Origin of the sequence: Enterobacter sp. T2, assembly GCF_010692925.1 — a bacterium.
Classification (GTDB): domain Bacteria; phylum Pseudomonadota; class Gammaproteobacteria; order Enterobacterales; family Enterobacteriaceae; genus Enterobacter; species Enterobacter kobei.
Window position 1 is genome coordinate 4,392,872 of the sequence record NZ_CP048736.1, and the last position, 23,187, is coordinate 4,416,058.

A 23,187-nucleotide genomic window follows, 5' to 3' on the forward strand; every position below is an offset into this window, starting at 1 on the left:
TACCCTTTATTCAAATTCATCCCAGCCATCAAGCTGGCGTCGTTCCTGTTGCATCTCTCGCTGGAAGATCTCCTCCAGCTCGCGACGCGCTTCCCGCACGCGGGAGATCTGCGCCGTGTCGGTATGTACCGGCATCAGTTCGCGCAGCATTCGCATATCCAGCCGACGGAAGTGCATCTGGGCACGTTGCGCCTGATGAGGATGCATACCCAGCGAGATCAACGCCTTACGGCCTAACTCCAGCGCACTGGAGAACGTCTCACGGGAGAAGTGTTTCACACCCGCCTGCAACAATTCGTGAGCTTCAACACGTCCCCGGGCACGCGCCAGTATATGCAGGTGCGGGAAGTGCTGTTGACACAGCTCCACCAGTTTCATCGTGTCTTCCGGATCGTTACAGGTGATCACGATGGACTCGGCGGCCTCAGCGCCCGCCGAGCGCAGCAGCTCAAGCTGGGTCGCGTCGCCGTAATAAACCTTGTAGCCATATTTACGCATCAGGTTAACCGCACTGATATCGCGTTCCAGCACCGTAATGCGCATCTTATTCGCCATCAACAGGCGACCAATCACCTGCCCGAAGCGGCCAAAGCCCACCACTATCACCTGGGGTTTATCGTCTTCTACCCATGGCGCTTCATCTTCATCGTCCGTCGGGTTTAAGCGGCGCGACAGCAGTTTATCCACCAGCTTCATCAGCAGCGGCGTGGTCATCATCGACAGCGTCACCGTCACCAGCAGCAGCGCCATCTGATCGTCCTTAAACAGCTTCTGAGAGGACGCGGCGGAAAACAGCACAAACGCGAACTCTCCCCCCTGGCTTAACACGCTGGCAAACTGCATACGTTCCGAACTGCGCAACCCGTAAATACGCGCCATGACGTACAGCACCAGCATTTTCACCGCCACCAGGATGGCGACGCTGACCACAACCCAGAGCAGATGGGTATAAAGCACGCCTAGATTGAGCGCCATCCCCACCGAAATAAAGAACAACCCTAGCAGCAGCCCTTTGAAGGGATCGATGGCAATTTCCAGTTCGTGACGATACTCGCTCTCCGCCAGCAGCACCCCGGCGATAAAAGTACCCAGCGCCATTGATAGCCCCAGCGCGTCCATAAACAGCGCCGAGCCAAGCACCAGCAACAGCGTCGCAGCGGTAAACACTTCACGCACGCCCGATGCGGCAATAAAGCGGAACACCGGACGCAACAGGAAGCGTCCGCCAATCAGCATGCCCGCAAAGGCCAGCACCTTCATGGAAATCTTTGCCCAGTCGAAGCTATCGTCGCCAGAACCCGCCAGCAGCGGCACCAGCGCCAGCGCCGGGATCACCGCTAAATCCTGAAACAGCAGTACCGAAAAGCCCAACTGCCCGGCTTCATTGCGGTTCATCCCTTTGTCGCGCATCAGCTGCAACGCCATCGCCGTCGACGACATGGCAAGACCAATCCCGCCTATCACCGCGGCCTGCCAGGAAAAGTGGGTCAGCATTAGCAGGCCAGCCAGAATCGCGGCGCTGAACAACACCTGCGCGGCACCCACGCCAAAGATAGAGCGTCGGAGCTGCCACAATTTAGAGGGATTCAGTTCCAGACCGATGATGAACATCAGGAACACCACGCCGAGCTCGGAGAAATGGAGAATTTCATCCACATCGCTGATGAATCCCAGTCCCCAGGGACCAATGGCGATCCCCGCGAGCAAATATCCCAGTACCGCACCGATGCCGAGACGGGCGGCAAGCGGAACCGCGACGACGGCCGCAAATAAAAACAGTACCCCGGCGAGGAGCAAATTCGATCCTTCCATTAACGACCTCCTGCCGGAATCGGCGATGCCAGCCACTCGCCATAAGCTCTGGCGTGGCTGGCCAGTTCTTTCGGATCCTGACGCCGCGCCCAGTAGACAATGATCGGGCTCATCCAGTGCATACGGCACATCGCCGCCGTCAGCTCGAATGGCCGCAGGATATCGCTCATCGGATAACGGTTCAGCCCGTCGTGACGGTAAGCACTTTCGGGTTCACCAGTGGTGATCACGCTACGCCAGTACTTTCCCGCCAGCTGGTTTCCCCCCACCCCACTGGAGAAGCCGCGGCTCAGCACGCGGTCCAGCCACTCTTTCAGCAGTGCCGGACAGCTATAGGTATAAAGCGGGTGCTGGAACACAATCACGTCATGCTGACGAAGCAGTTCCTGCTCGTACGGAATATCAATAAAGAAATCAGGATAGTGCGCGTAGAGATCGTGCACCGTAACGTTACTGAGCTGTGTGGCCGGCTTAAGCAGCACCCGGTTCGCCACCGAGTCCTGAGATTCCGGATGGGCATACAGCAGCAGCACTTTCGCTGTCTGAGACATCATTCCCCTCCCGGTCGTGTTTCTGTTTTTGTGTATCGTTGTTGTTTTGGGCTACCATGGCGGCCCGGTGCGGAAAATGGCCCACACCTTACATTATCATAATGACAAATTAACATAGTCGGAACATACGGCGCTTCTATGATTGTTTTCTCCTCGTTACAAATTCGTCGCGGCGTGCGCGTTCTGCTCGATAACGCCACTGCTACCATCAACCCGGGCCAAAAAGTGGGTCTGGTCGGCAAAAACGGCTGTGGCAAATCCACGCTGCTGGCGCTGCTGAAAAACGAGATTAGCGCGGATGGCGGAAGCTTTACTTATCCGGGAAACTGGCAGCTCGCCTGGGTGAACCAGGAGACGCCTGCCCTGAGCGAACCGGCCCTCGACTATGTTATCGACGGCGACCGTGAATACCGCAAACTCGAAGCGGAACTCCACGCCGCCAACGAGCGCAACGACGGTCACGCCATCGCCACCGTTCATGGCAAGCTGGACGCCATCGACGCGTGGACCATTCGCTCCCGCGCCTCCAGCCTGCTGCACGGCCTGGGCTTCAGCAATGAACAGCTGGAACGCCCGGTCAGCGACTTCTCCGGCGGCTGGCGTATGCGCCTCAACCTGGCGCAGGCGCTGATGTGCCGTTCTGATCTTTTGCTACTCGATGAACCGACTAACCACCTCGATCTCGATGCGGTTATTTGGCTGGAAAAGTGGCTTAAGAGCTATCAGGGCACTCTGATTCTGATCTCCCACGACCGCGACTTCCTCGATCCGGTGGTGGATAAAATCATTCATATCGAACAGCAAACGATGTTCGAATATACCGGCAACTACAGCTCTTTCGAGCGCCAGCGCGCGACGCGCCTGGCCCAGCAGCAGGCGATGTACGAAAGCCAGCAGCAGCGCGTGGCGCACCTGCAAAGCTTTGTGGATCGCTTCAAGGCCAAAGCCTCTAAAGCCAAGCAGGCCCAGAGCCGCATCAAGATGCTGGAACGCATGGAGATGATTGCCCCGGCGCACGTCGATAACCCGTTCCACTTCAATTTCCGCGAGCCGGAAAGCCTGCCGAATCCACTGCTGAAAATGGAAAAAGTGAGCGCGGGCTATGGCGATCGCATTATTCTCGACTCCATCAAGCTCAACCTGGTGCCGGGTTCACGTATCGGTCTGCTGGGGCGTAACGGCGCCGGTAAATCAACGCTAATCAAACTCCTGGCGGGCGAACTTAACCCGGTCAGCGGCGAAATCGGCCTGGCGAAAGGCATTAAGCTTGGCTATTTCGCTCAGCATCAGCTGGAATTTTTACGCGCGGATGAATCGCCTATCCAGCACCTTGCGCGTCTGGCACCGCAGGAAATGGAGCAGAAGCTGCGCGATTACCTCGGCGGCTTCGGCTTCCAGGGCGATAAAGTCACCGAAAACACAGAGCGTTTCTCCGGCGGTGAAAAAGCCCGCCTGGTACTGGCGCTGATCGTCTGGCAGCGCCCGAACCTGCTGCTGCTCGATGAACCGACCAACCACCTGGATCTCGACATGCGTCAGGCGCTGACCGAAGCGCTGATTGAGTTCGAAGGCGCGCTGGTGGTGGTCTCGCACGATCGTCACCTGATCCGCTCCACCACAGACGATCTCTACCTGGTGCATGATGGCAAAGTTGAACCGTTCGACGGCGATCTGGAAGACTACCAGCAGTGGCTGATGGACGTGCAGAAGCAGGAAAACCAGCCGGACGAGTCGGCGAAAGACAACGCCAACAGCGCGCAGGCGCGTAAAGACCAGAAGCGCCGGGAAGCGGAGCTGCGCACCCAGACTCAGCCGCTGCGTAAAGAGATTGCCCGTCTGGAAAAAGAGATGGAGAAGCTCAACGCCACGCTTGCCACCGTTGAAGAGAAGCTGGGCGACAGCGGCCTGTACGATCAAAGCCGTAAAGCGGAGCTGACGGATTGCCTGCAAACGCAGGCAAAGACCAAATCGAGCCTCGAAGCGTGCGAAATGGCGTGGCTGGACGCGCAGGAACAGCTGGAAGCGATGCTGCAGGCCGACTAACACACCGGGAGGGTTATGCGTTTCGATACCACGAGCGAGATTACATTCCGCAAACTCAGCATCTTCATGACCTTCATGGAGAAAGGGAATATCGCCCGTACCGCCGAAACGCTCGGGCTGAGCGGTGTCAGCGTGCACCGCGCGCTGCACACGCTGGAAGAGAACGTGCGCTGCCCGCTTTTTACCCACAAGGGGCGCAATCTGATTGCGCTGCCTTCCGCCTGGACGCTGCTGGAATATTGCCAGGAAGTCATGCAGGTGATGGAGCGCGGGCTGGAAGAGTCGCGCAAAATCGCCGGTATCGGCCAGGGTCGGTTGCGCGTCGGTACGCTCTACTCGCTCACTCTGGAAACCGTACCGCGCCTGATTATGGGCATGAAATTACGCCGTCCGGATCTGGAGATGGATCTGACGATGGGCTCTAACGACACGTTGCTACACATGCTGGACGAAGGGTCGCTGGACGCCATATTGATCTCCATCTCCGAAAGCGATATCGACCGTAACAGCCTCGAAGTACTGCCCCTGTTTCACGACGACATTTTCCTTGCCGCGCCCGCGTCCGCCACGCTGAACGCACATGGGCCAGCGGATCTTCGTGATTACAAACATCAGAAATTTGTCTCGCTGGCAGAAGGGTTTGCGACCTACGCCGGGTTTCAGGAGGCGTTTCATATCGCCGGATTCGAACCGGAGATCGTCACTCGCGTGAATGACATTTTCTCAATGCTGAGCCTGGTGCAGGCGGGGGTCGGCTTTACGCTGATGCCGGGCAGGATGAAGAAAGTGTATGAGAACTCGGTGCAACTACTGAAGCTGGCGGAACCGTACCAGATGCAGCAGCTGATTGCGATTGTCTTTGCCCGCAACCGCGAGCAGGATCCGAGCCTGCGCGCACTGGCCGCCGAAGGGCGGATGTATGCGCGAAGCCTCACGGCAGATACCTCGGCCCCGTAAGCGGGGTGCATTCCCCCTGTTCCAGGGTTCACTAAAACTGAACGCCACGCGATGCACTGAAATGGCGAGCGTATTTTATGAACTGGATTACCTGGAATATGAACCGTGTCCCCGTTATCAACATCTCCCCCTCCCAAGCAACGGAACGGCGTTTAGTTGGATATATGAACCAGATGCTCGTCGTTCCATGCATGACGACGATTTTTGTTAAGTGAGTACAGCCGATGATAAGAGAAGAGTTTGAGGTGGTTGTGTTAGCGGAAGATTTGCCGGTGGAAGGATTAACTAAAGGCATGCTGGGTGACATAGTATTAGTACATGAAAAACCCCATCTGGCTTATATGGTTGAATTTGTTGATGATGCTGGGCGAACTATTGCAATGCCTTCACTGTTACCCAGCCAGGTGGCAGATTATATCCAACCGAAGTGAGAGGCAGGTACAATGGGGGAAGTGCTCAACAGAAACTGAACGCCACGTTTGACTTATCATCCGTCATCTCTGAATATCCACAAAAATAACATGGCTTAAAGCAGGAACAGGATGTTCACACTCTACATGAAATGGGATGCTGGCTGTGATTTAGCACCGGCTGATATTCAGTTCATCCTCACGCCACGCGATGCACTGGAAATGGCGAGCGTATTTTACGAACTGGATTATCTGAAATATGCCCCTCAAACCCGTTTTCAACATTTCACCATCCCCAGACGACGTGACGGCGTATACCACCGCTTCGCGGCGCAACCATACAACCGCAAGCACCACACGGAATACGACGGCCTTTATGATGAAGTAAAATGGAATCTTGAGCAGGGCTGGATGGTTGGCGTAAACACCGCAGAGAAGTGGGACCGTTTCCGCAACCCCTTCTTCTTCGATGACGACGGTAATCTGGTTTATGACTGTTTCATGGACAGCTATAGCGACAGTTTCCAGCGGGAAGTACGGAATATTTACGAACATTGCCTGAACGCACACCCGGGACGAAAACCTGCTCCGACCATTAAACAGTATAATTCCGATGCTCCCGTACAGCACGCACAGGCCACCAAAACCATCAACTGCAAAGCAGCCGGACGATTACTGGCGGCAGGTGGAATCTACAACGGCAACATTGAAGGCTTTAGGCAAACAGCGGAGCAACTTGGTGGTGATGCGCCAGCCGGATACACTGAAGTCATGGACAATAAGGGGCTAATCATTGCTGGCGCTTCTGTCGCTGCGGGATTTGGTCTTAGTCGATTAGGTACGGCAAGTGAGCTTTCTGAACTGGAGAATCTCCATGTTCTTGGAAAGGTCGAGGGCGAATATTCGATGATCAAGCCTGGACCATTGAGTAATAGATTTGCTGAAACGTTCTCAGGAGGTGTATATAAAGAAATAACGCTTTCTGAAGATACAGTTTTCTATCGAGGCGGCCAGAACGGTACTGATTTAGGACGTTTTTTTAGTTACGAGAAACCTCAAGGTATTATCCAAACTCGAATCGATAAAGCAGTTCTGCCTGAATGGCCTGATGGAAGCAAATCAATAATTGATAGTTACTTTGAAGTAGAAATACCTGCTGGCTCAAAGGTCTATATTGGAAATGTCGGTTACCAAACGGGTTTCTATGCGGGTGGTTCAGAACAGGTTTTAATTCCAGCTCCATGGGATATACCAGGAGTGAAAACACTAGGTTTTGGTAATCTAAAATGAAAGCTAATATTCAGAAATTTTTGGTAAAAATAACCCATCTGCTTTCAGATAGTGGTGAAACGAAATGGGCTGCAACATTTGAGAATTTCAGCAAGGACCTGGAGGTAGATTACGACACAACGTTAATCAAGATTAAACGTACATTCGGTGGCGCTGGGTCATTTAATGACGTAGTTTTACATCAAAACGGTCAAATGTTAACTAGTGAAAACAGAGAGTTGAACATACTGCAGGATCAACTTTATGACGCATTAACAGCAGAAATTGTGCGGACAAGAGGTCATTAAGCGCTTAATGATTGCCCCTGACATCCGTACCCGGCATAACGAAAATGTGCTCAGGAAGCGCTGCTATCATCCTATCTCAACGCTGCTGTGTTCCAGCGTAGTAGAGTTACTCTCCCATTCCAACTGCCGCATTTTTCACTGAAGAGAATGAAGAACTGGAACATTTGCGTCATAGGCTTTACCAGCAACTTGAGCAGGCAATCGATTTAATAAAAAAGGTGTTTACCCTAACACTCGTCATCAGCGTCGCTGACGCATGCTCAGGGAGATTTCTACCCTGAGCTATAAGTGCCAAACTTACCTTACGTTTTTCGAAAGCGCCGCCGGGCAAAACTCACCGCTGAAGCCGACCCGCCAAATGTACCGCTACCTCAACCCCGCTGCGTTCCAGCGAAATGGATTCCCCTTCCCACGCCGCCTGTCGCGTTAAGCAGGTCAGCACGCCGCCGGGCGGCATCTCGATTGCCAGCCGCGCATCGCGTTCATTCGCGGATATCACCGCCTCCTGCCAGCGCACGGTACGCGCCATATTCATCGCCAGATCGTCGGTAATTTTTTCCGGCTGCCAGAGCACGCGTCCGGTACTGCCGCTCAGATACGCGCAGCGTGGGCGTGAAAGCGTGACCGATTCAAACGCTGCCGCCAGCTTCTGCGCCGGGTCCGCCAGCAGTGCGCAGTGCGACGGCACGCTGACCGCCAGCCGTTTGGCCTTGCTCGCCCCTTTCGCCAGCGCCCGCTCGGCTACCTGCGCCATCCCTTCATCGGAGCCGGCAATCACGATCTGCGTTTCGGCGTTCAGGTTCGCGATATACGTGCCCGTGCCTTCGATAAGCTGTTCTACCTGCGACAGGGTCAACCCCATAATCGCCGTCAGGCCATAGCCGTGCGGATACGCCTGCTCCATCAGATCGCCGCGCAATGCAACCAGCTTAAGGGCGTCGGTAAATTCCAGTGCGCCAGCCATCACTGCTGCCGGGTACGCGCCAATCGACAAACCGCTCACAATGTCCGGCGTCACGCCGCGACGTTGAAGCTCGCGTGCCCAGGCCACGCCTGAAATCAACAGACAAAGTTGAACCGCGCGGGTGTGGCGTAACGAGGCTGCACTGTCCAGCGTATCGACTTCGCTTCCCAGTACCTTACGCGCCTGAGCCAGCGCCGTTCCCGGCAGGTTATGCAGCATACCTTCATGCTGCGTGCCCTGCCCCGGAAAGGTAAACAGTATTTTCATTACTCCTCCCTGCGCCACGGGTCCGTTACCAGACGCGGTCCGCGGCGGGTTTTCAGCAGCGTTTTGCCGTCGCGCAGCCACTCCGCCAGCGCGAATCCCCCTTCGGGTGTATCGACCTGCGTATCCGCCCGGCACAATGCATGGCCGAGCTGCGACTGCCATGCGGTAAACGCATCAGGGGAAATCGGCTGAGGGGCGCGGATCAACAGGTCGAGATCGCTGTCGGCGTGGATAACCGGAATACCGGTCGCCAGTGCATAGCCAGTGCTGCCGGTAATGCCCCACGACCATGGCCACAGCTGCTGAGAAAGTTGTAGCGCCACCTGTACCGGTGGCTGCGTCACAAAGGGCGAGCGCAGCAGATCCGCCGTTACGCTCAGTGATTCGGGTGACACCACACGCGTTACGTGTTCTGGTTTCACCCATCCGGCCGCCCGCTGGTCGCGGCGCAGGCCGCGCACGCCAACGGGAATACGGCCAGCGTTATCAACATCACGCCGCACTACGACCGGCAAACCGGTATGCCAGGCCGCCTCCACCCAGTCGTCGGTGATGCCTTCCAGCGCGTCTCGCGCGGTAAGCCAGATGAGGTCGTGGGGGCGTAATGTTATGGTCATGATTACATTCCTGAGGTCAGCGAGATAAACAGCGGCAGCGACAGGATACACAGTACGGAGCTTAACAGCAGCACGGCTTCCGCATCCGGAGACTGCACGCCAAAGCGGTTACCGAACACCACACCGAAGAAGCCCGCAGAAAGCGCAATCATCAGGATAGCGGTGATCGCCACGGAACCGTGCAGACCAAAGAGTAAAACGATACCCCAGGCAATCGCAGGCTGAATCAGCAGCTTGGCGATAGTTGACGTGATCACCATGGTGTTGATCTGCAGCTTACGGGCAGAGAGGATCACCCCGGTCAGGAACAGCGCTGCAGCGGTCGCGGACAGCCCCAGCGGTTTAATCGCCGCCAGCACCAGTTCCGGCATTTTGATACCGATGGCGGACAAAATGACACCCAGCAGCGGGCCCATCACGATCGGTTTTTTAATCGAACGCCACATCAGCACCGGCAGCATGGAGAGCGTTGAGCCAGAGTTATTCCCTTCGGTGCGCGCTTTTTCACGTTCCAGAATGAGCAGGCAGAACGGGGTCATCAGCACCGAACCGCAGGCGATGGAGACCGCAACTGACAGTGATGTCGATGAACCTTCACCCAGCACGCTGCCCAGAATAGGCAGGCCGAGCGCCGCATAGTTTGGCAGGGCGACGGTCAGCGTCAGCACGGCGGCATCCTGCGGCGATTTTTTAAAGACGCCGGTGGCGAGGAAGTAGATGGCCGCATAGGTTATCCACATCGCCAGGGTCAGTACCAGAATCAGCGGCGACTGGGCCACAATGCCGGTCCACGGCGTTTGCACGGTGGCGCTGAACAGCGCGGCAGGCAGTGCAAAATCCATCACGAAAATATTAAGCAGGGAAACGTTTTTGTTATCGACCATCTTTGCCTTACCGGCCCAGAATCCCAGCAGCATGATGACGAAAATCGGTGCAAGAGCATGAACAATTACGTAAGTCATAATTCACCTGTAGTAAAAAAGTTTAAGCACTGGCGCGATGATTATTATTTTCAGGATGCAGGTTCCCGCGCGGACGTAACGGTTACGTCCGCGGGGTCGTGCATCTGGCAGGTCTCTTTTTACTTACCAGCTTGCCCGCATGCGTTCGCGTACGAGGGCAGAGCTGCGGCGGTTGTCAGCACCCAGACGATTGTTCAGCGTGGTGTCCTGACGAGCGTCACTGATGGCCTGTTGCAGGGTGGTTTTCACCTGCGCCAGATCGTTATCGGAGGGGGCATCCGGGTTGCTGATGTCCAGCAAGTTTGAAAGCAGCCCCAGGGTGGCGTAGTTGCTGATGTCATAGGCCATCGGCGGAATGGTGGCCGCCAGTTTTTCCAGCGCGTCGACGGTTCGCAACGTAATGCGCGCCGCAGACTCTTTACCCATCGCGTGGATCAGCACCCCTTTATCGTTGAAAGCAATCAGGCGGTTAGCCTGGTAGCCATGCGCCAGAAATGCGCCGGACATCGCTTTACCGACGATAAGCCCAATCACCGGATGACCGGCCAGACGCGCATTCGCATACGCGGCGGCAGCCCCCGCCAGCGCCTGGTGGATACCAAACGCCTCTTCGCGACGGCCATAGGCCTGGCTTGGGACGTCAATCACCGCCACAATCGGACGCTTCACGGACTTACTGGCATCCTCGGCCACGGTTTCGCTCACCACTTTCGCCAGCGTCCAGCCCTCCAGCAGACCAACTTCCCCTTTCGCCGCGCGCGGGAAATGGTTGTGGGCATCCGGCACCACGGCAACAAAACGCACCGCCTCACCGTTCAGTTCGCCGTCTGCCGCCTGCACGGACGGGCAAAGCCCTTCCACACGTTTTGCATTCGGCGCGAGCAGAGTCATCCAGAGTTCGCCACGGCTTATTGCGTTAGTCATCATTTCACCTCCCGGGCAAAAAGCGCGTTAATTTGTTCGGCATCGGCCTGTTTGCGGGTGTCGAAATTCGTCAGACGGTTCAGGTAATCGTCGTAGTTATCGGTGCGGTGTTTCGCGGGTACGCCCCTGGCAATCGCGTCGTTCATCGCCGCTTTCACCGCGTTGATACCGTCACCGACCAGCGCGTCAACCAGCCCGCTTTGATAGCGCACTTCGCCACCGGTCATGCTCCAGATAAACGGACGGTCTCGGGAGTCGTACTCTTCAATCCCCGCTTCCTGCTCGATGACCTGCGGACCGTTCAGTCCGAGACGCGCTTCGCGGGTCACAATCAGGTAGCTGCACAGCGCCGCCGCGATGGACATCCCACCGAAGCAGCCCACGGTCCCTGCGACAATCCCGATAACGGGCGTGTAACGACGCAGGTCAACAATCGCCGCGTGGATATCGGCAATGGCGGCCAGACCCAGGTTCGCCTCCTGCAGACGAACGCCGCCGGTTTCGAGGCACAGCACAGCCTGAGTCGGAATGCCGTTGCGGTTATCTTCTGCCGCCAGCTCCAGCGCCGCCGCCATTTTGGCACCGGACACTTCACCCATGCTGCCGCCCTGGAACGCACCTTCAATGGCGACCACAACGGCTGGCTGACCGTTGATCGTGCCTTTCGCCACCACCATGCCGTCGTCCGCCTGCGGAACAATGCCCTGTGGCCCAAGCCACGGAGAGATAATGCCTTCAAACGGATCCAGCAGTTCGCGATAGCTACCCTCATCGAGCAGGGCCTGCGCACGCTGGCGTGCTTTCAATTCGATAAAGCTGCTGTCATCACGCATGGCTCACCCCCTCAAAAACCTGTTCGATACGAATGCGAGCCACGCCCGGCGTCGCGCCGAAATCATGAATGGTCAGTTTTCCTGCTGGCAGGCTACTGACCGTTTGCAGGCGGTTGAACAGTGCCTCCCAGCGACCCCGGCTGTTGTCGACGGAGGTGGTGATATCAATGGTTAACGTCTGGCCCGGTTCGGCGGTGAAGAGCACCTCCATATCCCCGGAACCGACTACCCCTGCCAGGGCCCTGCCGCTTAACGCGCGGCTGGCTGGCACGGTCAATGTGATTTTTTCCATAACATCCTCTTAATGCTTTGAATAAGGCGTTTCGACGCGATCGAGAAACAGCGTGGCAGCAAGCAGGTCAGCAGCGCCGCCTGGGGAGGCGTTTAGCGCCAGCATCTGACGGTCTAAGTTCGCCAGCGCCTGCTGGCCTGCAGCCGTTTCACAACCTCCGGCGTTCAGTACCGCACGGGCACCGTCCTGCATGGCGTCCAGCCCCTCCAGCCCGGCGCGCGACAGCACGCAGGTGTCGGTAAGCGACGTCATGATCGCCATCAGCGCGTCAAGCCTGGCGTGCGTTTCACTGCTGCCGTTGAGACGGCTCAGGCGAAGCTGCGGCAACGCGCGCTGCATAATGTGCGGGAACGCCTGCTGAGCCTCTTCGCGTGCACCCGGTACGCGGTAGCGCTGCGTGGCGCGAAGGCCTTTGCTGAACACTTTCGGCGCCGCCTCGTCAGGGAGTTTCGCCAGCTGCGCGGCGGTGCGGGCGACGTCGTGCGCCCTGGCTTCCCCGCCCAGCATCGCCACCGCGCTGACCAGCAACCCCAGCGCCCAAATCGCGCCGCGATGGGTGTTTACGCCACACGTTGCAGCCATCATCTGCTGCTCGCCTTCGCGACCAAGACGGCCAACGGTTTGCCGAAGCGCAATATCTGCCGGACGCAGCCAGCTTTGCTGCGCCAGCGCCTGAAACGTCGGGGTCAGGCTGCGCGCGGAGCGCTCCATCAGCGCAAGGGATAAATCGTGGTGCGCACCGTTCCCCCGACTGTCCACCAGACCGGGTTTCGGGCTTAATCGTGCTTCGTCAATCAGACACTGCGTGGCGGTTCGCGCCAGCCATTCGGCACCGCCTTCAACCTGAATCTGGGGCAGAAGTTTCATTACCAGCTCCGGAATTTCGCAGGTGGGTTGTACAGACCGCCGGACCATTCAACGAGGTCTGACACGCTGCCCGCCGCCAGCAGAGAGCGGGTGGCGTCGGTGCGGCGAATACCCATATCTTCCGGATAAACAACCTTGCCGCTCTGGCGCAGTTCCGCCACGCGTTTAGCATCCACGCCCAGGCCGATATCGGTAATACCCGCCACAGCGGCGACCATGGCACGACGCTCCTCAAGATCTTTGGCGCGATAGAGGTAAGCAATCCCCTCTTCCGTCAGCACGTGCGTCACGTCGTCGCCGTATATCATGACCGGCGCCAGAGGCATCCCGGACGCTTTTGCCACGTCAACAGCATCAAGCTTTTCCACAAAGGTCGGCTTTACGCCCGCCTGGAAGGTTTCCACCATCTGCACGACCAGTTTTTTACCGCGCTGCATCGGGTCAGGTTCGGTGATCATGTTCAGCCAGGCCGGTGTAGCGTGGCGACGACCGTGTGGGTCGTGCCCCATGTTTGGCGCACCGCCGAAGCCGGAAAGACGACCGCGTGTCACCGTTGAGGAGTTGGCGTAACCATCAACCTGCAGGGTTGAGCCGATAAACATATCGACCGCATACTGACCGGCCAGCTGACAGAACGCACGGTTGGAACGCATGGAGCCGTCGGCACCGGTAAAGAAGATGTCCGGACGGGCTCGGATATACTCTTCCATCCCCAGTTCGCCGCCGAAGCAGTGCACGCTTTCCACCCAGCCGCTTTCAATTGCCGGGATCAGCGTTGGGTGCGGGTTCAGGGTCCAGTGCTTACAGATTTTGCCCTTCAGGCCGAGCTGTTCGCCGTAGGTCGGCAGCAGCAGCTCAATCGCTGCGGTGTTAAAACCGATCCCGTGGTTGAGGGACTGCACCTGATGTTCCGCGTAGATGCCCTTAATCGCCATCATCGCCATCAGGATGTGTTCCTGTTTGATCAGGCGCGGGTCACGGGTAAACAGCGGTTCGATAAAGAATGGCTTGTCGGCAACGACAACATAGTCAATCCAGGAGCCCGGAATATCGACGCGCGGCAGGTCGCATTCGTCGTCCACCAGTTCATTCACCTGCGCAATCACAATCCCGTCGTGGAAGGCCGCGGCTTCCACCAGTGCCGGAGTATCTTCGGTGCTCGCCCCGGTGTAGAGGTTGCCTTTGCGGTCTGCTTTAAACCCCGCAATCAGCGCCACGTTGGGCGAGAGGTCGACGTAGAGGCGTGAATAGAGCTCGATATAGGTATGGATAGCGCCGATTTCGAGCTGACCATCTTCCAGCAGCTGGGAGATTCGCAGGCTCTGCGTCCCGGAGAAGGAGAAGTCCAGCTTGCGGGCGATGCCTTTCTCAAAGATATCCAGATGCTCGCTACGACCGACGCTCGGCATGATCATATGCAGATCGTGGACAATTTGCGGGTTCACTTCAGCCAGCGAGCGTGAAAGGAAATCGGCCTGCTTCTGGTTGTTACCTTCCAGAACGACCTTATCGCCAGGGGCGATCAGTTTTTCCAGCATGGCGACAAGATCGCCGGTTGGCAGTACCTTGCCCTGCACCGGTACGGACGCCAGACGACGCGCTTTTTCGCTGCGTCGCGTGTTCCATTGCCGGGTGGGTGTTTGCCCAGATAACATTATTAACCTCCTGATTCAGCTAATCATTTTGATTTGCTTAACGTTGAGTAAAGTGTGCGCTCTGGTGGGCAAGGCATCAATTAAGCGTAGAGCGGAATCATTAGCCTGAGAGTAATAATCACGGTAAAGATTTGTGATCGGGATCAGTTCATGTTTCGGAAAACCAGGCTAAACGGGGTACAATTCGGAAAGTATCGTTAATTTCCGACAAGAATCAGCATCGCGCTTATGACCCAAATCATTCCAACAGACTTCGACATTGCAGCCGAAGACAGCACCGAGTTCGTGCCCATGCGCGGTGTGTCCAACTGCCATTTGCAGACCATGCTGCCACGGCTGATCCGCCGTAAGGTTCAGTTCACGCCGCACTGGCAGCGGCTTGACCTGCCAGACGGTGATTTTCTGGATCTCGCCTGGAGCGAAGACCCCGAGCAGGCACGTCATAAGCCGCGTCTGGTGGTTTTTCATGGTCTGGAAGGGAGTCTGCACAGCCCTTATGCGCATGGATTGATTGAGGCAGCAAAAGCGCGCGGCTGGCTCGGGGTGGTGATGCATTTTCGTGGCTGCAGCGGCGAGCCAAATCGTCAGAAACGCATCTATCACTCGGGTGAAACCGAAGACGGAACCTGGTTTTTACACTGGCTGCGGGAAAACTATGGCACCGTGCCAACGGCGGCCGTGGGGTATTCGCTGGGCGGAAATATGCTCGCCTGCCTGCTGGCCAAAGAGGGCGACAGCGTACCACTCAATGCCGCAGTGATTGTCTCCGCGCCGTTTATGCTGGAGCAGTGCAGCTACCATATGGATAAAGGGTTTTCCCGCGTCTATCAGCGCTATCTGCTCAACCTGCTGAAAGCCAACGCCGCACGTAAGCTGAAGGCTTACCCGGATACCCTGCCGGTCAGCCTGCGCCAGTTGAAAAAGGTGCGCCGCATTCGTGAATTCGACGATCTGATCACCGCAAAAATTCACGGCTTCGCCGATGCGATCGACTATTACCGTCAGTGCAGCGCCATGCCGTTGCTCAGCAAAATCACCCAGCCGACGCTGATTATTCACGCCAAAGATGACCCGTTTATGGATCATCATTCTATTCCCGCGCAGGAATTCCTTCCCGACAATGTTCACTATCAGTTGACTGAACATGGCGGCCACGTTGGATTTATTGGCGGGACGCTGCGCCGCCCGAAAATGTGGCTGGAGGCGCGTATTCCTGACTGGCTTACTCCTTATCTGGACGGTGCAAAATGATCATCCCCTGGCAGGATCTGTCTCCCGAAACGCTCGATAATCTGATTGAAAGCTTTGTATTACGTGAAGGCACCGATTATGGTGAACATGAACGCTCACTCGAGCAGAAGGTCAACGATGTAAAACGCCAGCTGAAAAGCGGCGACGTGGTGCTGGTGTGGTCAGAACTGCATGAGACGGTCAATATCATGCCCCGCAACGCGTTTCACGGCTGACCTTCCAACCTTTTCAGTCAGGGAGTTGCTATGTCTGCCAGACATCCCATTATTGCCGTTACGGGGTCGAGTGGTGCGGGAACGACCACCACCAGCCTCGCGTTTCGTAAGATTTTCGCCCAACTGAATCTCCGGGCGGCGGAGGTCGAAGGCGACAGTTTTCACCGCTATACGCGACCTGAAATGGACATGGCGATCCGTAAGGCGCGCGATCTGGGTAAACACATCAGCTATTTCGGTCCCGAAGCCAATGACTTTGGCCTCCTTGAGCAAACCTTCCTGGAGTACGGTCAGAGCGGCAAAGGGCAATCGCGTAAGTATCTGCATACCTATGATGAAGCTGTGCCGTGGAATCAGGTGCCGGGCACCTTTACCCCCTGGCAGCCGCTGCCGGAACCCACCGATGTGCTGTTTTATGAGGGATTACACGGCGGCGTAGTCACCCCACAGCATGACGTGGCGCGTCATGTGGATCTGCTGGTTGGCGTGGTGCCTATCGTGAACCTGGAGTGGATCCAGAAGCTGACGCGCGACATGAGCGAGCGCGGCCATTCGCGCGAAGCGGTGATGGATTCGGTGGTGCGCTCCATGGAAGACTACATCAACTACCTCACGCCACAGTTCTCCCGCACGCACATTAACTTCCAGCGCGTGCCGACGGTGGACACCTCTAACCCGTTCGCGGCGAAAACCATCCCGTCGCTGGACGAGAGCTTTGTGGTGATCCACTTCCGCAATCTCGAAGGCATTGATTACCCCTGGCTGCTGGCGATGCTGCAGGGCTCGTTTATTTCGCACATGAATACGTTAGTGGTACCAGGCGGAAAAATGGGGCTGGCGATGGAGCTCATCATGACGCCGCTGGTGGAGCGGTTGATGGAAGGGAAGCAGATTGCGTGAGTTGTTCTGCCCGGTGGCGCTGCGCTTACCGGGCCTACGTTCATGCTTTTGTAGGGCGGGTCAGCGAAGCGCCACCCGCCAAAAGATTAAGCCTCGATCACTTCATACGAATGCGTGATTTTTACCGCTTTCTCCAGCATTAACGCCACAGAGCAGTATTTTTCCGCAGACAGATCCACCGCACGCGAAACCGCCGCGTCTTTAAGCGCTTTACCGGTGACCACAAAGTGCAGATTAATGTGGGTGAACAGGCGTGGCGCCTCTTCGCGACGTTCTGAGGTGAGTTTAACCTCGCAATCCGTCACGTCATGACGACCTTTTTGCAGAATCGACACCACGTCAATCGCGCTGCATCCACCCGCCGCCATCAGCACCATTTCCATTGGGCTGGGGGCTTTATCGCCGGAGTTACCGTCCATCAAAATCTGGTGCCCTGACGCGGATTCGCCCAGGAACGTTAAACCTTCAACCCATTTCACGCGCGCTTGCATATTCTTTAACTCCAACGTTGCATTTTCGGTGACAGATTACGCGTGCGTTACATTTCTCGCAACGGAAGGCGACCTGCATCATGCTGAAGCGAGACACCAGGAGACACGCGGCGAAAGCTATGCTAAAACACTCAGGATGCTACAGTAATACATTGACGTTACACATGTATGCAGAGGACATCAAACTTTACTGGCTGCGAAACGTTACGACAGCCGACTTCCCAGGGTATGGGTAAGAATTCGATTGCAACCCCAGAGTCCGGATGCATCTGATGACTCTGGTGACAGCTTATAACAGAGGATAACAGCGCATGGTGCTTGGCAAACCGCAAACAGACCCGACTCTCGAATGGTTCTTGTCTCATTGCCACATTCATAAGTACCCATCGAAGAGCACGCTGATTCACCAGGGTGAAAAAGCGGAAACGTTGTATTACATCGTCAAAGGCTCGGTGGCAGTGCTGATCAAAGATGAGGAAGGGAAAGAGATGATCCTTTCTTATCTGAACCAGGGCGATTTTATCGGTGAACTGGGCCTGTTTGAAGAAGGCCAGGAACGTAGCGCCTGGGTTCGTGCAAAGACAGCATGTGAAGTGGCTGAAATTTCTTACAAGAAATTCCGTCAGTTGATTCAGGTAAACCCTGACATCCTGATGCGTCTTTCTTCCCAGATGGCGCGTCGTCTGCAGGTCACATCCGAGAAAGTGGGTAACCTCGCCTTCCTGGACGTCACCGGTCGTATCGCGCAGACCCTGCTGAACCTGGCGAAACAGCCTGACGCCATGACCCACCCGGACGGCATGCAAATTAAAATTACCCGTCAGGAAATTGGTCAGATCGTCGGTTGCTCCCGCGAAACGGTGGGCCGTATCCTGAAAATGCTGGAAGATCAGAACCTGATCTCTGCCCACGGTAAAACCATCGTGGTCTACGGAACGCGTTAATTCCGCTCAAACGGCGTGCCATCGCAAGGTGTCACGCCGTTTTTGTCTCTATTCCCCATGTGGCGCAGGCTGATCTATCACCCGGAAGTTAATTACGCACTGCGACAAACGCTGGTGTTGTGCCTTCCTGTGGCCGTGGGCCTGCTTCTGGGACAACTCCAGCAGGGTCTGCTGTTTTCTCTCGTTCCCGCCTGCTGCAACATCGCCGGTCTGGACACGCCGCATAAACGCTTTTTCAAACGCCTGATCGTTGGCGGTTCGCTGTTTGCTGGCTGTAGCCTCGCCGTGCAGCTTTTACTGGCGCGCGATATTCCGCTGCCGCTGATCCTGACCGTACTGGCGATGAGCCTCGGTGTTACCGCAGAAATCAGTTCCCTGCACGCCCGCCTGCTTCCCGCTTCACTGATTGCCGCCATCTTCACCCTGAGCCTCGCCGGGAATATGCCGGTGTGGGAGCCGCTGCTGATCTATGCCCTCGGCACGCTGTGGTACGGGCTGTTTAACTGGTTCTGGTTCTGGCTGTGGCGGGAACAGCCGCTGCGTGAATCTCTGAGCCTGTTGTATGTGCAGCTTGCGGATTACTGCGAAGCCAAATACACCTTGCTGACCCAGCATACCGACCCGGAAAAATCCTTACCGCCGCTGCTGACGCGCCAGCAAAAGGTGGTGGATCTGATAAGCCAGTGCTATCAGCAGCTGCATATGCTCGCCGCCAACAAGAATCACGAATATAAACGCCTGCTGCGCACTTTCCAGGTGGGGCTGGATCTGCAGGAGCATATCTCCGTGAGCCTTCATCACCCACAAGAGGTGCAAAAGCTGGTCGAGCGCAGCCACGCCGAGGCGGTGATCCGCTGGAATGCGCAGACCGTCTCCACGCGCCTGCGGGTGCTGGCGGACGACATTCTCTATCACCGCTACCCCACGCGCTTTAACATGGATAAACAGCTCGGCGCGCTGGAGAAAATTGCTCGTCAGCATCCGGATAACCCGGTCGGCCAGTTTGCCGCCTGGCACTTCAGCCGCATTGCCCGCGTGCTGCGCACCCAGCGCCCGCTGTATCCCCGCGACCTGATGGCGGATAAGCAAAAACGTCTGCCGCTCCTGCCAGCACTCAGAAGCTATCTCTCTCTTAAGTCTTCTGCCCTGCGCAATGCCGCGCGGATTAGCGTTATGCTCAGTATCGCCAGTCTGATGGGCATGGCGCTGCATCTGCCGAAACCGTACTGGATCTTAATGACCGTGCTGTTTGTCACCCAGAACGGCTACGGCGCCACGCGGGTACGTATTCTGCACCGGGCAGGCGGCACGATGGCGGGGCTGATTATTGCGGGCGTAACGCTACACTTCCACGTTCCCGAGGGGTATACCCTGGCTGGGATGCTGGTGATTACGCTGGTGAGTTACCTGATTATCCGCAAAAACTACGGCTGGGCGATGGTGGGCTTTACGGTGACGGCGGTATATACCCTTCAGCTGCTTACGCTAAACGGCGAACAGTTTATCGTTGCCCGCCTGATCGATACGCTGATTGGCTGTCTGATTGCCTTTGGTGGCATGGTCTGGCTGTGGCCGCAGTGGCAAAGCGGATTGCTGCGCCAGAACGCCCACGACGCGCTGGAGGCTGACCAGCAGGCCATTCGTCTGATCCTGAGCGACGACCCGCAGCCCTCCCCGCTGGCGTATCAGCGGATGAAAGTTAATCAGGCGCACAACGCCCTGTTTAACTCGCTCAACCAGGCGATGCAGGAGCCAGGCTTTAACGCGCACTATCTGGCGGACATGAAGCTCTGGGTCACGCATAGCCAGTTTATCGTCGAGCATATTAACGCCATGACCACCCTGGCGCGCGAGCACACGATGCTGACGCCGGATCTGGCGCAGCGTTATTTGCAGTCGTGTGAAATCGCCCTGCAGAGGTGTCAGCAGCGTCTGGAGTATGACGCGCCGGGTGAGTCGGGGGATTCGAACATTCTGGAAGCGCCGGAAACGCTGACTCACGGGCCGATGAGCACCCTGGAGCAGCATTTGCAGCGCGTGCTGGGCCACCTGAACACCATGCACACCATTTCGTCGGTGGCATGGCGTCAGCGTCCTCATCATGGCATTTGGTTAACGCGCCGGTTAAAACGAACCGAGTATTAGCCTTTAACGATCTTCGCGACCGCTACGGCAAAGCGGGTTAACCCGTCTTCAATGTCTTTCTCTTCCACCACCAGCGACGGTGCGAAACGCATCACGTCTGGCCCCGCATTCAGCACCATTACCCCTTCGTGGGCGGCAGCATGCAGAAAATCGCGGGCGCGGCCTTTGTACTGTGGCGTGAGCTCGGCACCGATCAGCAGACCCATGCCACGGATTTCGCTGAACACATCATACTGGTCATTGATCTTTTGCAGATGTTTTACGAACAGCTCACGCTTCGCATTCACGCCGTTCAGCACTTCTGGGGTATTGATGATATCGAATGCCGCCCCCGCCACAGCGCTCGCCAGCGGGTTACCGCCATAGGTTGAGCCGTGCGAACCGACATGAAACGCAGAGGCGATCTCCTGAGTCGTCAGCACCGCACTCACCGGGAAACCACCGCCGAGCGCTTTGGCACTGGTCAAAATATCCGGCGTCACGCCGTAGTGCATATAAGCGAACAGATCGCCGGTACGTCCCATTCCGCACTGCACTTCATCAAACACCAGCAGCGCCTGATGCTCATCACACAGCGCGCGTAGCCCTTGCAGGAATTCCGGGGTGGCCGCCGTCACGCCGCCTTCGCCCTGAATTGGCTCCACGACTACCGCGCAGGTGTGGTCGTCCATCACCGCTTTCACCGCATGCAGATCGTTAAACGGCACATGGACGATATCGGCCGGTTTTGGGCCAAAGCCGTCGGAATACTTCGGCTGGCCGCCGACGGAGACGGTAAAGAACGAGCGCCCGTGGAAGGCGTTGTGGAAGGCGATGATTTTGGTTTTGTACGGGCTGTGACGCGTCGTCGCGTAATAGCGCGCCAGCTTAAAGGCGGTTTCGTTGGCTTCGGTGCCGGAGTTCATAAACAGCACACGCTCGGCAAACGTGGCATCAATGATTTTGCGGCCCAGACGCAGCGCCAGCTCGTTGGTGAATACGTTACTGGTGTGCCACAGGGTTTCGCCCTGGGTTTTCAGCGCCTCCACCAGCGCAGGATGGCAATGACCCAGCGCCGTGACCGCAATACCGCCCGCGAAATCCACATACTCTTTTCCCTGCTGATCCCAGACGCGGCTGCCTTTCCCCTTAACCGGGATAAACTCAGCCGGTGCATAAATCGGCAGAATCACTTCATCGAATGTTGCGCGGGTAATTGCTGGTTGTTCAGTTGCCATGTCATGCCCATCCATTTTATGTCACATTGATTGTGAAAATATAATCACAAAATATGCATAAAAAATCACAGCAAGGCAACAGATATTCAGCGATGGAAGAAATTAGCCAGCAGGTCATGCCCTTGCTCGCTAAGGATACTTTCCGGATGGAATTGCACGCCCTCAAGATCCCACTCGCGGTGGCGAATCCCCATGATCTCCTGCGTATCGCTCCAGGCGGTCACCTCAAAGCAGTCTGGCAGCGTCGGCGGGTCAATCACCAGCGAATGGTAGCGCGTCACGGTTAAGGGATTATTGAGCCCCGTGAATACCCCGATACTGGTATGCGTGACCGGCGACGTTTTTCCGTGCATCACTTTCGCGGCACGCACGATGGTGGCGCCGAATACCTGGGCAATGGCCTGATGGCCCAGGCAGACGCCCAGAATGGGCAGCTTGCCAGCATAGTGCCGGATAACATCCAGAGACACGCCCGATTCCGACGGCGTGCAGGGGCCGGGTGAAATCAAAATTTTCTGCGGAGCCAGCGTCGCAATATCGGCCAGAGTCACGTCATCGTTACGGCGGACAACCACCTCTGCTCCCAGCTCACAAAAATACTGGTAAAGGTTCCAGGTGAAGGAATCGTAGTTATCAATCAGCAGAATCATGGCGGCTCCCGAAAAAAATGCCGCCCTATTCTACTCAGATTCCCGCGCTTCGCTCACTACTTTGGCAAAGACAGCGTTCAGCGCAGTCAAATCGCCCGTCGCGCCGCTTCGGTTCGCCGCCACCCACTGCTCGGGATCGATACCCCGCCAGTCCAGCATATACCCGGCATGAATGGCCAGCTGCTCAAAGAAGACCCGTTGGGCAATACCATTGCCGCTCATAAAAGGATGCAGCATATTGATTTCACAGTAGTAGTGACTAACTCTGTTCACAAAGGTTTCTTTCTGAAGACCCACCAGATACTTTTCGCTTTCCAGGTCCGCCATCAATTCATTGCCCATCTTCTCGATGTACTCGAAGTGGCAGAAAGGAATGTCACCTTTAAAAATATCGTCGGTACGGTATTCGCCCGCCCGCTTCAGCTCTTTGCGATACAGATGGCGGTGAATAAGACAAAGATGGGGTAAACCGGGCGCGGAAGGCCCGAGCTCCAGCGTCTCAATATGGGGTTCTGAAGGACCATGACCTTTTTCAAGGAGACAACTGGCCTGAAGATTGACGTTACGCTGCTGCTCCCAAATACGGGATTTTTGCTTGTCGGTGAGTTTTTTCACTTAACGCCTCCCTGAATAGTCCGTTTGC

General features: G+C 56.5%; 24 protein-coding genes. 10 read left to right on the forward strand and 14 right to left on the reverse strand.

Features of this window, described 5'->3' with window-relative positions; all coding sequences use genetic code 11:
• Window positions 1-6: 6 nt before the first annotated feature.
• Complete coding sequence (gene kefB / locus G0034_RS21110) at window positions 7-1,812, reverse strand: glutathione-regulated potassium-efflux system protein KefB (RefSeq protein WP_014885492.1); 1,806 nt, start codon at window positions 1,810-1,812, stop codon at window positions 7-9.
• Window positions 1,812-2,363: a glutathione-regulated potassium-efflux system ancillary protein KefG gene (gene kefG, locus G0034_RS21115; protein WP_014885493.1), complete on the reverse strand. Its 552-nt coding sequence runs from the start codon at window positions 2,361-2,363 to the stop codon at window positions 1,812-1,814. Before kefG ends, kefB begins: the two co-directional genes overlap by 1 nt.
• A gap of 138 nt (window positions 2,364-2,501) precedes the next feature.
• On the opposite strand from kefG, the gene G0034_RS21120 reads away from it, so the two are divergent.
• The 5 genes from G0034_RS21120 to G0034_RS21140 all read left to right on the forward strand — a co-directional run bounded on the left by G0034_RS21120 (window position 2,502) and on the right by G0034_RS21140 (window position 7,350).
• On the forward strand, window positions 2,502-4,406 hold the full coding sequence (locus G0034_RS21120; RefSeq protein ID WP_179121251.1) for an ABC transporter ATP-binding protein: 1,905 nt from the start codon (window positions 2,502-2,504) through the stop codon (window positions 4,404-4,406).
• 15 nt (window positions 4,407-4,421) lie between these two features.
• The gene (locus tag G0034_RS21125) at window positions 4,422-5,363 is read left to right on the forward strand and encodes a LysR family transcriptional regulator (protein ID WP_047027064.1); all 942 of its coding nucleotides are present in this window, start codon (window positions 4,422-4,424) and stop codon (window positions 5,361-5,363) included.
• Between the two features lie 224 nt (window positions 5,364-5,587).
• Window positions 5,588-5,794, forward strand: a complete 207-nt coding sequence (locus G0034_RS21130) for a DUF4926 domain-containing protein (RefSeq protein WP_179121252.1) — start codon at window positions 5,588-5,590, stop codon at window positions 5,792-5,794.
• A gap of 111 nt (window positions 5,795-5,905) precedes the next feature.
• Window positions 5,906-7,063, forward strand: coding sequence for a DUF8093 domain-containing protein (locus G0034_RS21135; RefSeq protein WP_050862845.1), 1,158 nt, complete (start codon window positions 5,906-5,908; stop codon window positions 7,061-7,063).
• Window positions 7,060-7,350 carry a DUF6966 domain-containing protein gene (locus tag G0034_RS21140; RefSeq protein WP_014885498.1) on the forward strand — a complete coding sequence of 97 codons (291 nt, stop codon included), beginning with the start codon at window positions 7,060-7,062 and terminating at the stop codon, window positions 7,348-7,350. The genes G0034_RS21135 and G0034_RS21140 overlap by 4 nt, the downstream gene beginning before the upstream one ends.
• 334 nt (window positions 7,351-7,684) lie before the next feature.
• Here G0034_RS21140 and mdcH read toward each other — a convergent pair whose 3' ends face one another.
• The 8 genes from mdcH to mdcA form a co-directional block, all read right to left on the reverse strand.
• Entirely contained in the window at window positions 7,685-8,581 is an 897-nt protein-coding gene (gene mdcH / locus G0034_RS21145; protein WP_179121253.1) for a malonate decarboxylase subunit epsilon, read from the reverse strand.
• The gene (locus G0034_RS21150; protein WP_023337897.1) at window positions 8,581-9,198 is read right to left on the reverse strand and encodes a malonate decarboxylase holo-ACP synthase; all 618 of its coding nucleotides are present in this window, start codon (window positions 9,196-9,198) and stop codon (window positions 8,581-8,583) included. Before G0034_RS21150 ends, mdcH begins: the two co-directional genes overlap by 1 nt.
• Before the next feature lie 2 nt (window positions 9,199-9,200).
• Window positions 9,201-10,160, reverse strand: a complete 960-nt coding sequence (locus G0034_RS21155) for an AEC family transporter (protein WP_023331468.1) — start codon at window positions 10,158-10,160, stop codon at window positions 9,201-9,203.
• 123 nt (window positions 10,161-10,283) lie between these two features.
• Window positions 10,284-11,084, reverse strand: a complete 801-nt coding sequence (gene mdcE, locus G0034_RS21160) for a biotin-independent malonate decarboxylase subunit gamma (protein ID WP_014885502.1) — start codon at window positions 11,082-11,084, stop codon at window positions 10,284-10,286.
• Window positions 11,084-11,917, reverse strand: a complete 834-nt coding sequence (locus G0034_RS21165) for a biotin-independent malonate decarboxylase subunit beta (protein ID WP_014885503.1) — start codon at window positions 11,915-11,917, stop codon at window positions 11,084-11,086. Before G0034_RS21165 ends, mdcE begins: the two co-directional genes overlap by 1 nt.
• Window positions 11,910-12,209: a malonate decarboxylase acyl carrier protein gene (gene mdcC / locus G0034_RS21170; protein ID WP_014885504.1), complete on the reverse strand. Its 300-nt coding sequence runs from the start codon at window positions 12,207-12,209 to the stop codon at window positions 11,910-11,912. The genes G0034_RS21165 and mdcC overlap by 8 nt, the downstream gene beginning before the upstream one ends.
• 9 nt (window positions 12,210-12,218) lie before the next feature.
• Window positions 12,219-13,076, reverse strand: coding sequence for a triphosphoribosyl-dephospho-CoA synthase (locus G0034_RS21175; protein WP_179121254.1), 858 nt, complete (start codon window positions 13,074-13,076; stop codon window positions 12,219-12,221).
• Window positions 13,076-14,731: a malonate decarboxylase subunit alpha gene (mdcA, locus tag G0034_RS21180; RefSeq protein WP_014885506.1), complete on the reverse strand. Its 1,656-nt coding sequence runs from the start codon at window positions 14,729-14,731 to the stop codon at window positions 13,076-13,078. Before mdcA ends, G0034_RS21175 begins: the two co-directional genes overlap by 1 nt.
• Window positions 14,732-14,959: 228 nt before the next feature.
• Here mdcA and G0034_RS21185 point away from each other — a divergent pair, with 228 nt between their 5' ends.
• Genes G0034_RS21185 through G0034_RS21195 form a run of 3 tightly spaced genes read left to right on the forward strand, consistent with a single transcriptional unit; the run spans window position 14,960 to window position 17,097 of the window.
• Window positions 14,960-15,982 (forward strand): hydrolase, encoded by a 1,023-nt coding sequence (locus G0034_RS21185; protein ID WP_023331471.1) that lies wholly within the window; start codon window positions 14,960-14,962, stop codon window positions 15,980-15,982.
• The gene (locus G0034_RS21190; RefSeq protein WP_003861664.1) at window positions 15,979-16,197 is read left to right on the forward strand and encodes a YheU family protein; all 219 of its coding nucleotides are present in this window, start codon (window positions 15,979-15,981) and stop codon (window positions 16,195-16,197) included. The genes G0034_RS21185 and G0034_RS21190 overlap by 4 nt, the downstream gene beginning before the upstream one ends.
• Before the next feature lie 30 nt (window positions 16,198-16,227).
• A complete protein-coding gene (locus G0034_RS21195; protein ID WP_014885508.1) occupies window positions 16,228-17,097 on the forward strand; it encodes a phosphoribulokinase in 870 nt (289 codons plus the stop codon).
• 86 nt (window positions 17,098-17,183) lie between these two features.
• On the opposite strand, the gene G0034_RS21200 is transcribed toward G0034_RS21195, so the two are convergent.
• Window positions 17,184-17,588 (reverse strand): OsmC family protein, encoded by a 405-nt coding sequence (locus G0034_RS21200; protein WP_014885509.1) that lies wholly within the window; start codon window positions 17,586-17,588, stop codon window positions 17,184-17,186.
• A 311-nt stretch (window positions 17,589-17,899) separates the two neighbouring features.
• Between G0034_RS21200 and crp the strand changes: the two genes are divergently transcribed.
• Entirely contained in the window at window positions 17,900-18,532 is a 633-nt protein-coding gene (gene crp / locus G0034_RS21205) for a cAMP-activated global transcriptional regulator CRP (protein WP_000242758.1), read from the forward strand.
• 57 nt (window positions 18,533-18,589) lie between these two features.
• On the forward strand, window positions 18,590-20,677 hold the full coding sequence (locus G0034_RS21210; protein WP_179121353.1) for a YccS/YhfK family putative transporter: 2,088 nt from the start codon (window positions 18,590-18,592) through the stop codon (window positions 20,675-20,677).
• Here G0034_RS21210 and argD read toward each other — a convergent pair.
• From argD to G0034_RS21225, 3 genes are all read right to left on the reverse strand, one after another.
• The gene (gene argD / locus G0034_RS21215) at window positions 20,674-21,894 is read right to left on the reverse strand and encodes a bifunctional acetylornithine/succinyldiaminopimelate transaminase (protein WP_286079223.1); all 1,221 of its coding nucleotides are present in this window, start codon (window positions 21,892-21,894) and stop codon (window positions 20,674-20,676) included. The two genes, G0034_RS21210 and argD, sit on opposite strands and share 4 nt — an antisense overlap.
• A gap of 86 nt (window positions 21,895-21,980) precedes the next feature.
• Entirely contained in the window at window positions 21,981-22,544 is a 564-nt protein-coding gene (gene pabA, locus G0034_RS21220) for an aminodeoxychorismate synthase component 2 (protein WP_179121256.1), read from the reverse strand.
• Window positions 22,545-22,574: 30 nt separating this feature from the next.
• Complete coding sequence (locus G0034_RS21225) at window positions 22,575-23,159, reverse strand: putative adenosine monophosphate-protein transferase Fic (protein ID WP_014885513.1); 585 nt, start codon at window positions 23,157-23,159, stop codon at window positions 22,575-22,577.
• Window positions 23,160-23,187: the final 28 nt, after the last annotated feature.

Bases quoted from the DNA above. Each gene is read 5' to 3' on its own strand.
- G0034_RS21130 (WP_179121252.1), top strand. From the start codon at position 5,588: ATGATAAGAGAAGAGTTTGAGGTGGTTGTGTTAGCGGAAGATTTGCCG.
- G0034_RS21140 (WP_014885498.1), top strand. From the start codon at position 7,060: ATGAAAGCTAATATTCAGAAATTTTTGGTAAAAATAACCCATCTGCTT.
- G0034_RS21150 (WP_023337897.1), bottom strand. From the start codon at position 9,198: ATGACCATAACATTACGCCCCCACGACCTCATCTGGCTTACCGCGCGA.
- G0034_RS21210 (WP_179121353.1), top strand. From the start codon at position 18,590: ATGTGGCGCAGGCTGATCTATCACCCGGAAGTTAATTACGCACTGCGA.
- mdcH (WP_179121253.1), bottom strand. From the start codon at position 8,581: ATGAAAATACTGTTTACCTTTCCGGGGCAGGGCACGCAGCATGAAGGT.
- G0034_RS21185 (WP_023331471.1), top strand. From the start codon at position 14,960: ATGACCCAAATCATTCCAACAGACTTCGACATTGCAGCCGAAGACAGC.
- G0034_RS21120 (WP_179121251.1), top strand. From the start codon at position 2,502: ATGATTGTTTTCTCCTCGTTACAAATTCGTCGCGGCGTGCGCGTTCTG.
- G0034_RS21155 (WP_023331468.1), bottom strand. From the start codon at position 10,160: ATGACTTACGTAATTGTTCATGCTCTTGCACCGATTTTCGTCATCATG.
- mdcC (WP_014885504.1), bottom strand. From the start codon at position 12,209: ATGGAAAAAATCACATTGACCGTGCCAGCCAGCCGCGCGTTAAGCGGC.
- G0034_RS21190 (WP_003861664.1), top strand. From the start codon at position 15,979: ATGATCATCCCCTGGCAGGATCTGTCTCCCGAAACGCTCGATAATCTG.
- G0034_RS21135 (WP_050862845.1), top strand. From the start codon at position 5,906: ATGTTCACACTCTACATGAAATGGGATGCTGGCTGTGATTTAGCACCG.
- pabA (WP_179121256.1), bottom strand. From the start codon at position 22,544: ATGATTCTGCTGATTGATAACTACGATTCCTTCACCTGGAACCTTTAC.
- kefB (WP_014885492.1), bottom strand. From the start codon at position 1,812: ATGGAAGGATCGAATTTGCTCCTCGCCGGGGTACTGTTTTTATTTGCG.
- G0034_RS21175 (WP_179121254.1), bottom strand. From the start codon at position 13,076: ATGAAACTTCTGCCCCAGATTCAGGTTGAAGGCGGTGCCGAATGGCTG.
- mdcA (WP_014885506.1), bottom strand. From the start codon at position 14,731: ATGTTATCTGGGCAAACACCCACCCGGCAATGGAACACGCGACGCAGC.
- G0034_RS21200 (WP_014885509.1), bottom strand. From the start codon at position 17,588: ATGCAAGCGCGCGTGAAATGGGTTGAAGGTTTAACGTTCCTGGGCGAA.
- G0034_RS21165 (WP_014885503.1), bottom strand. From the start codon at position 11,917: ATGCGTGATGACAGCAGCTTTATCGAATTGAAAGCACGCCAGCGTGCG.
- crp (WP_000242758.1), top strand. From the start codon at position 17,900: ATGGTGCTTGGCAAACCGCAAACAGACCCGACTCTCGAATGGTTCTTG.
- kefG (WP_014885493.1), bottom strand. From the start codon at position 2,363: ATGTCTCAGACAGCGAAAGTGCTGCTGCTGTATGCCCATCCGGAATCT.
- argD (WP_286079223.1), bottom strand. From the start codon at position 21,894: ATGGCAACTGAACAACCAGCAATTACCCGCGCAACATTCGATGAAGTG.
- G0034_RS21125 (WP_047027064.1), top strand. From the start codon at position 4,422: ATGCGTTTCGATACCACGAGCGAGATTACATTCCGCAAACTCAGCATC.
- mdcE (WP_014885502.1), bottom strand. From the start codon at position 11,084: ATGACTAACGCAATAAGCCGTGGCGAACTCTGGATGACTCTGCTCGCG.
- G0034_RS21195 (WP_014885508.1), top strand. From the start codon at position 16,228: ATGTCTGCCAGACATCCCATTATTGCCGTTACGGGGTCGAGTGGTGCG.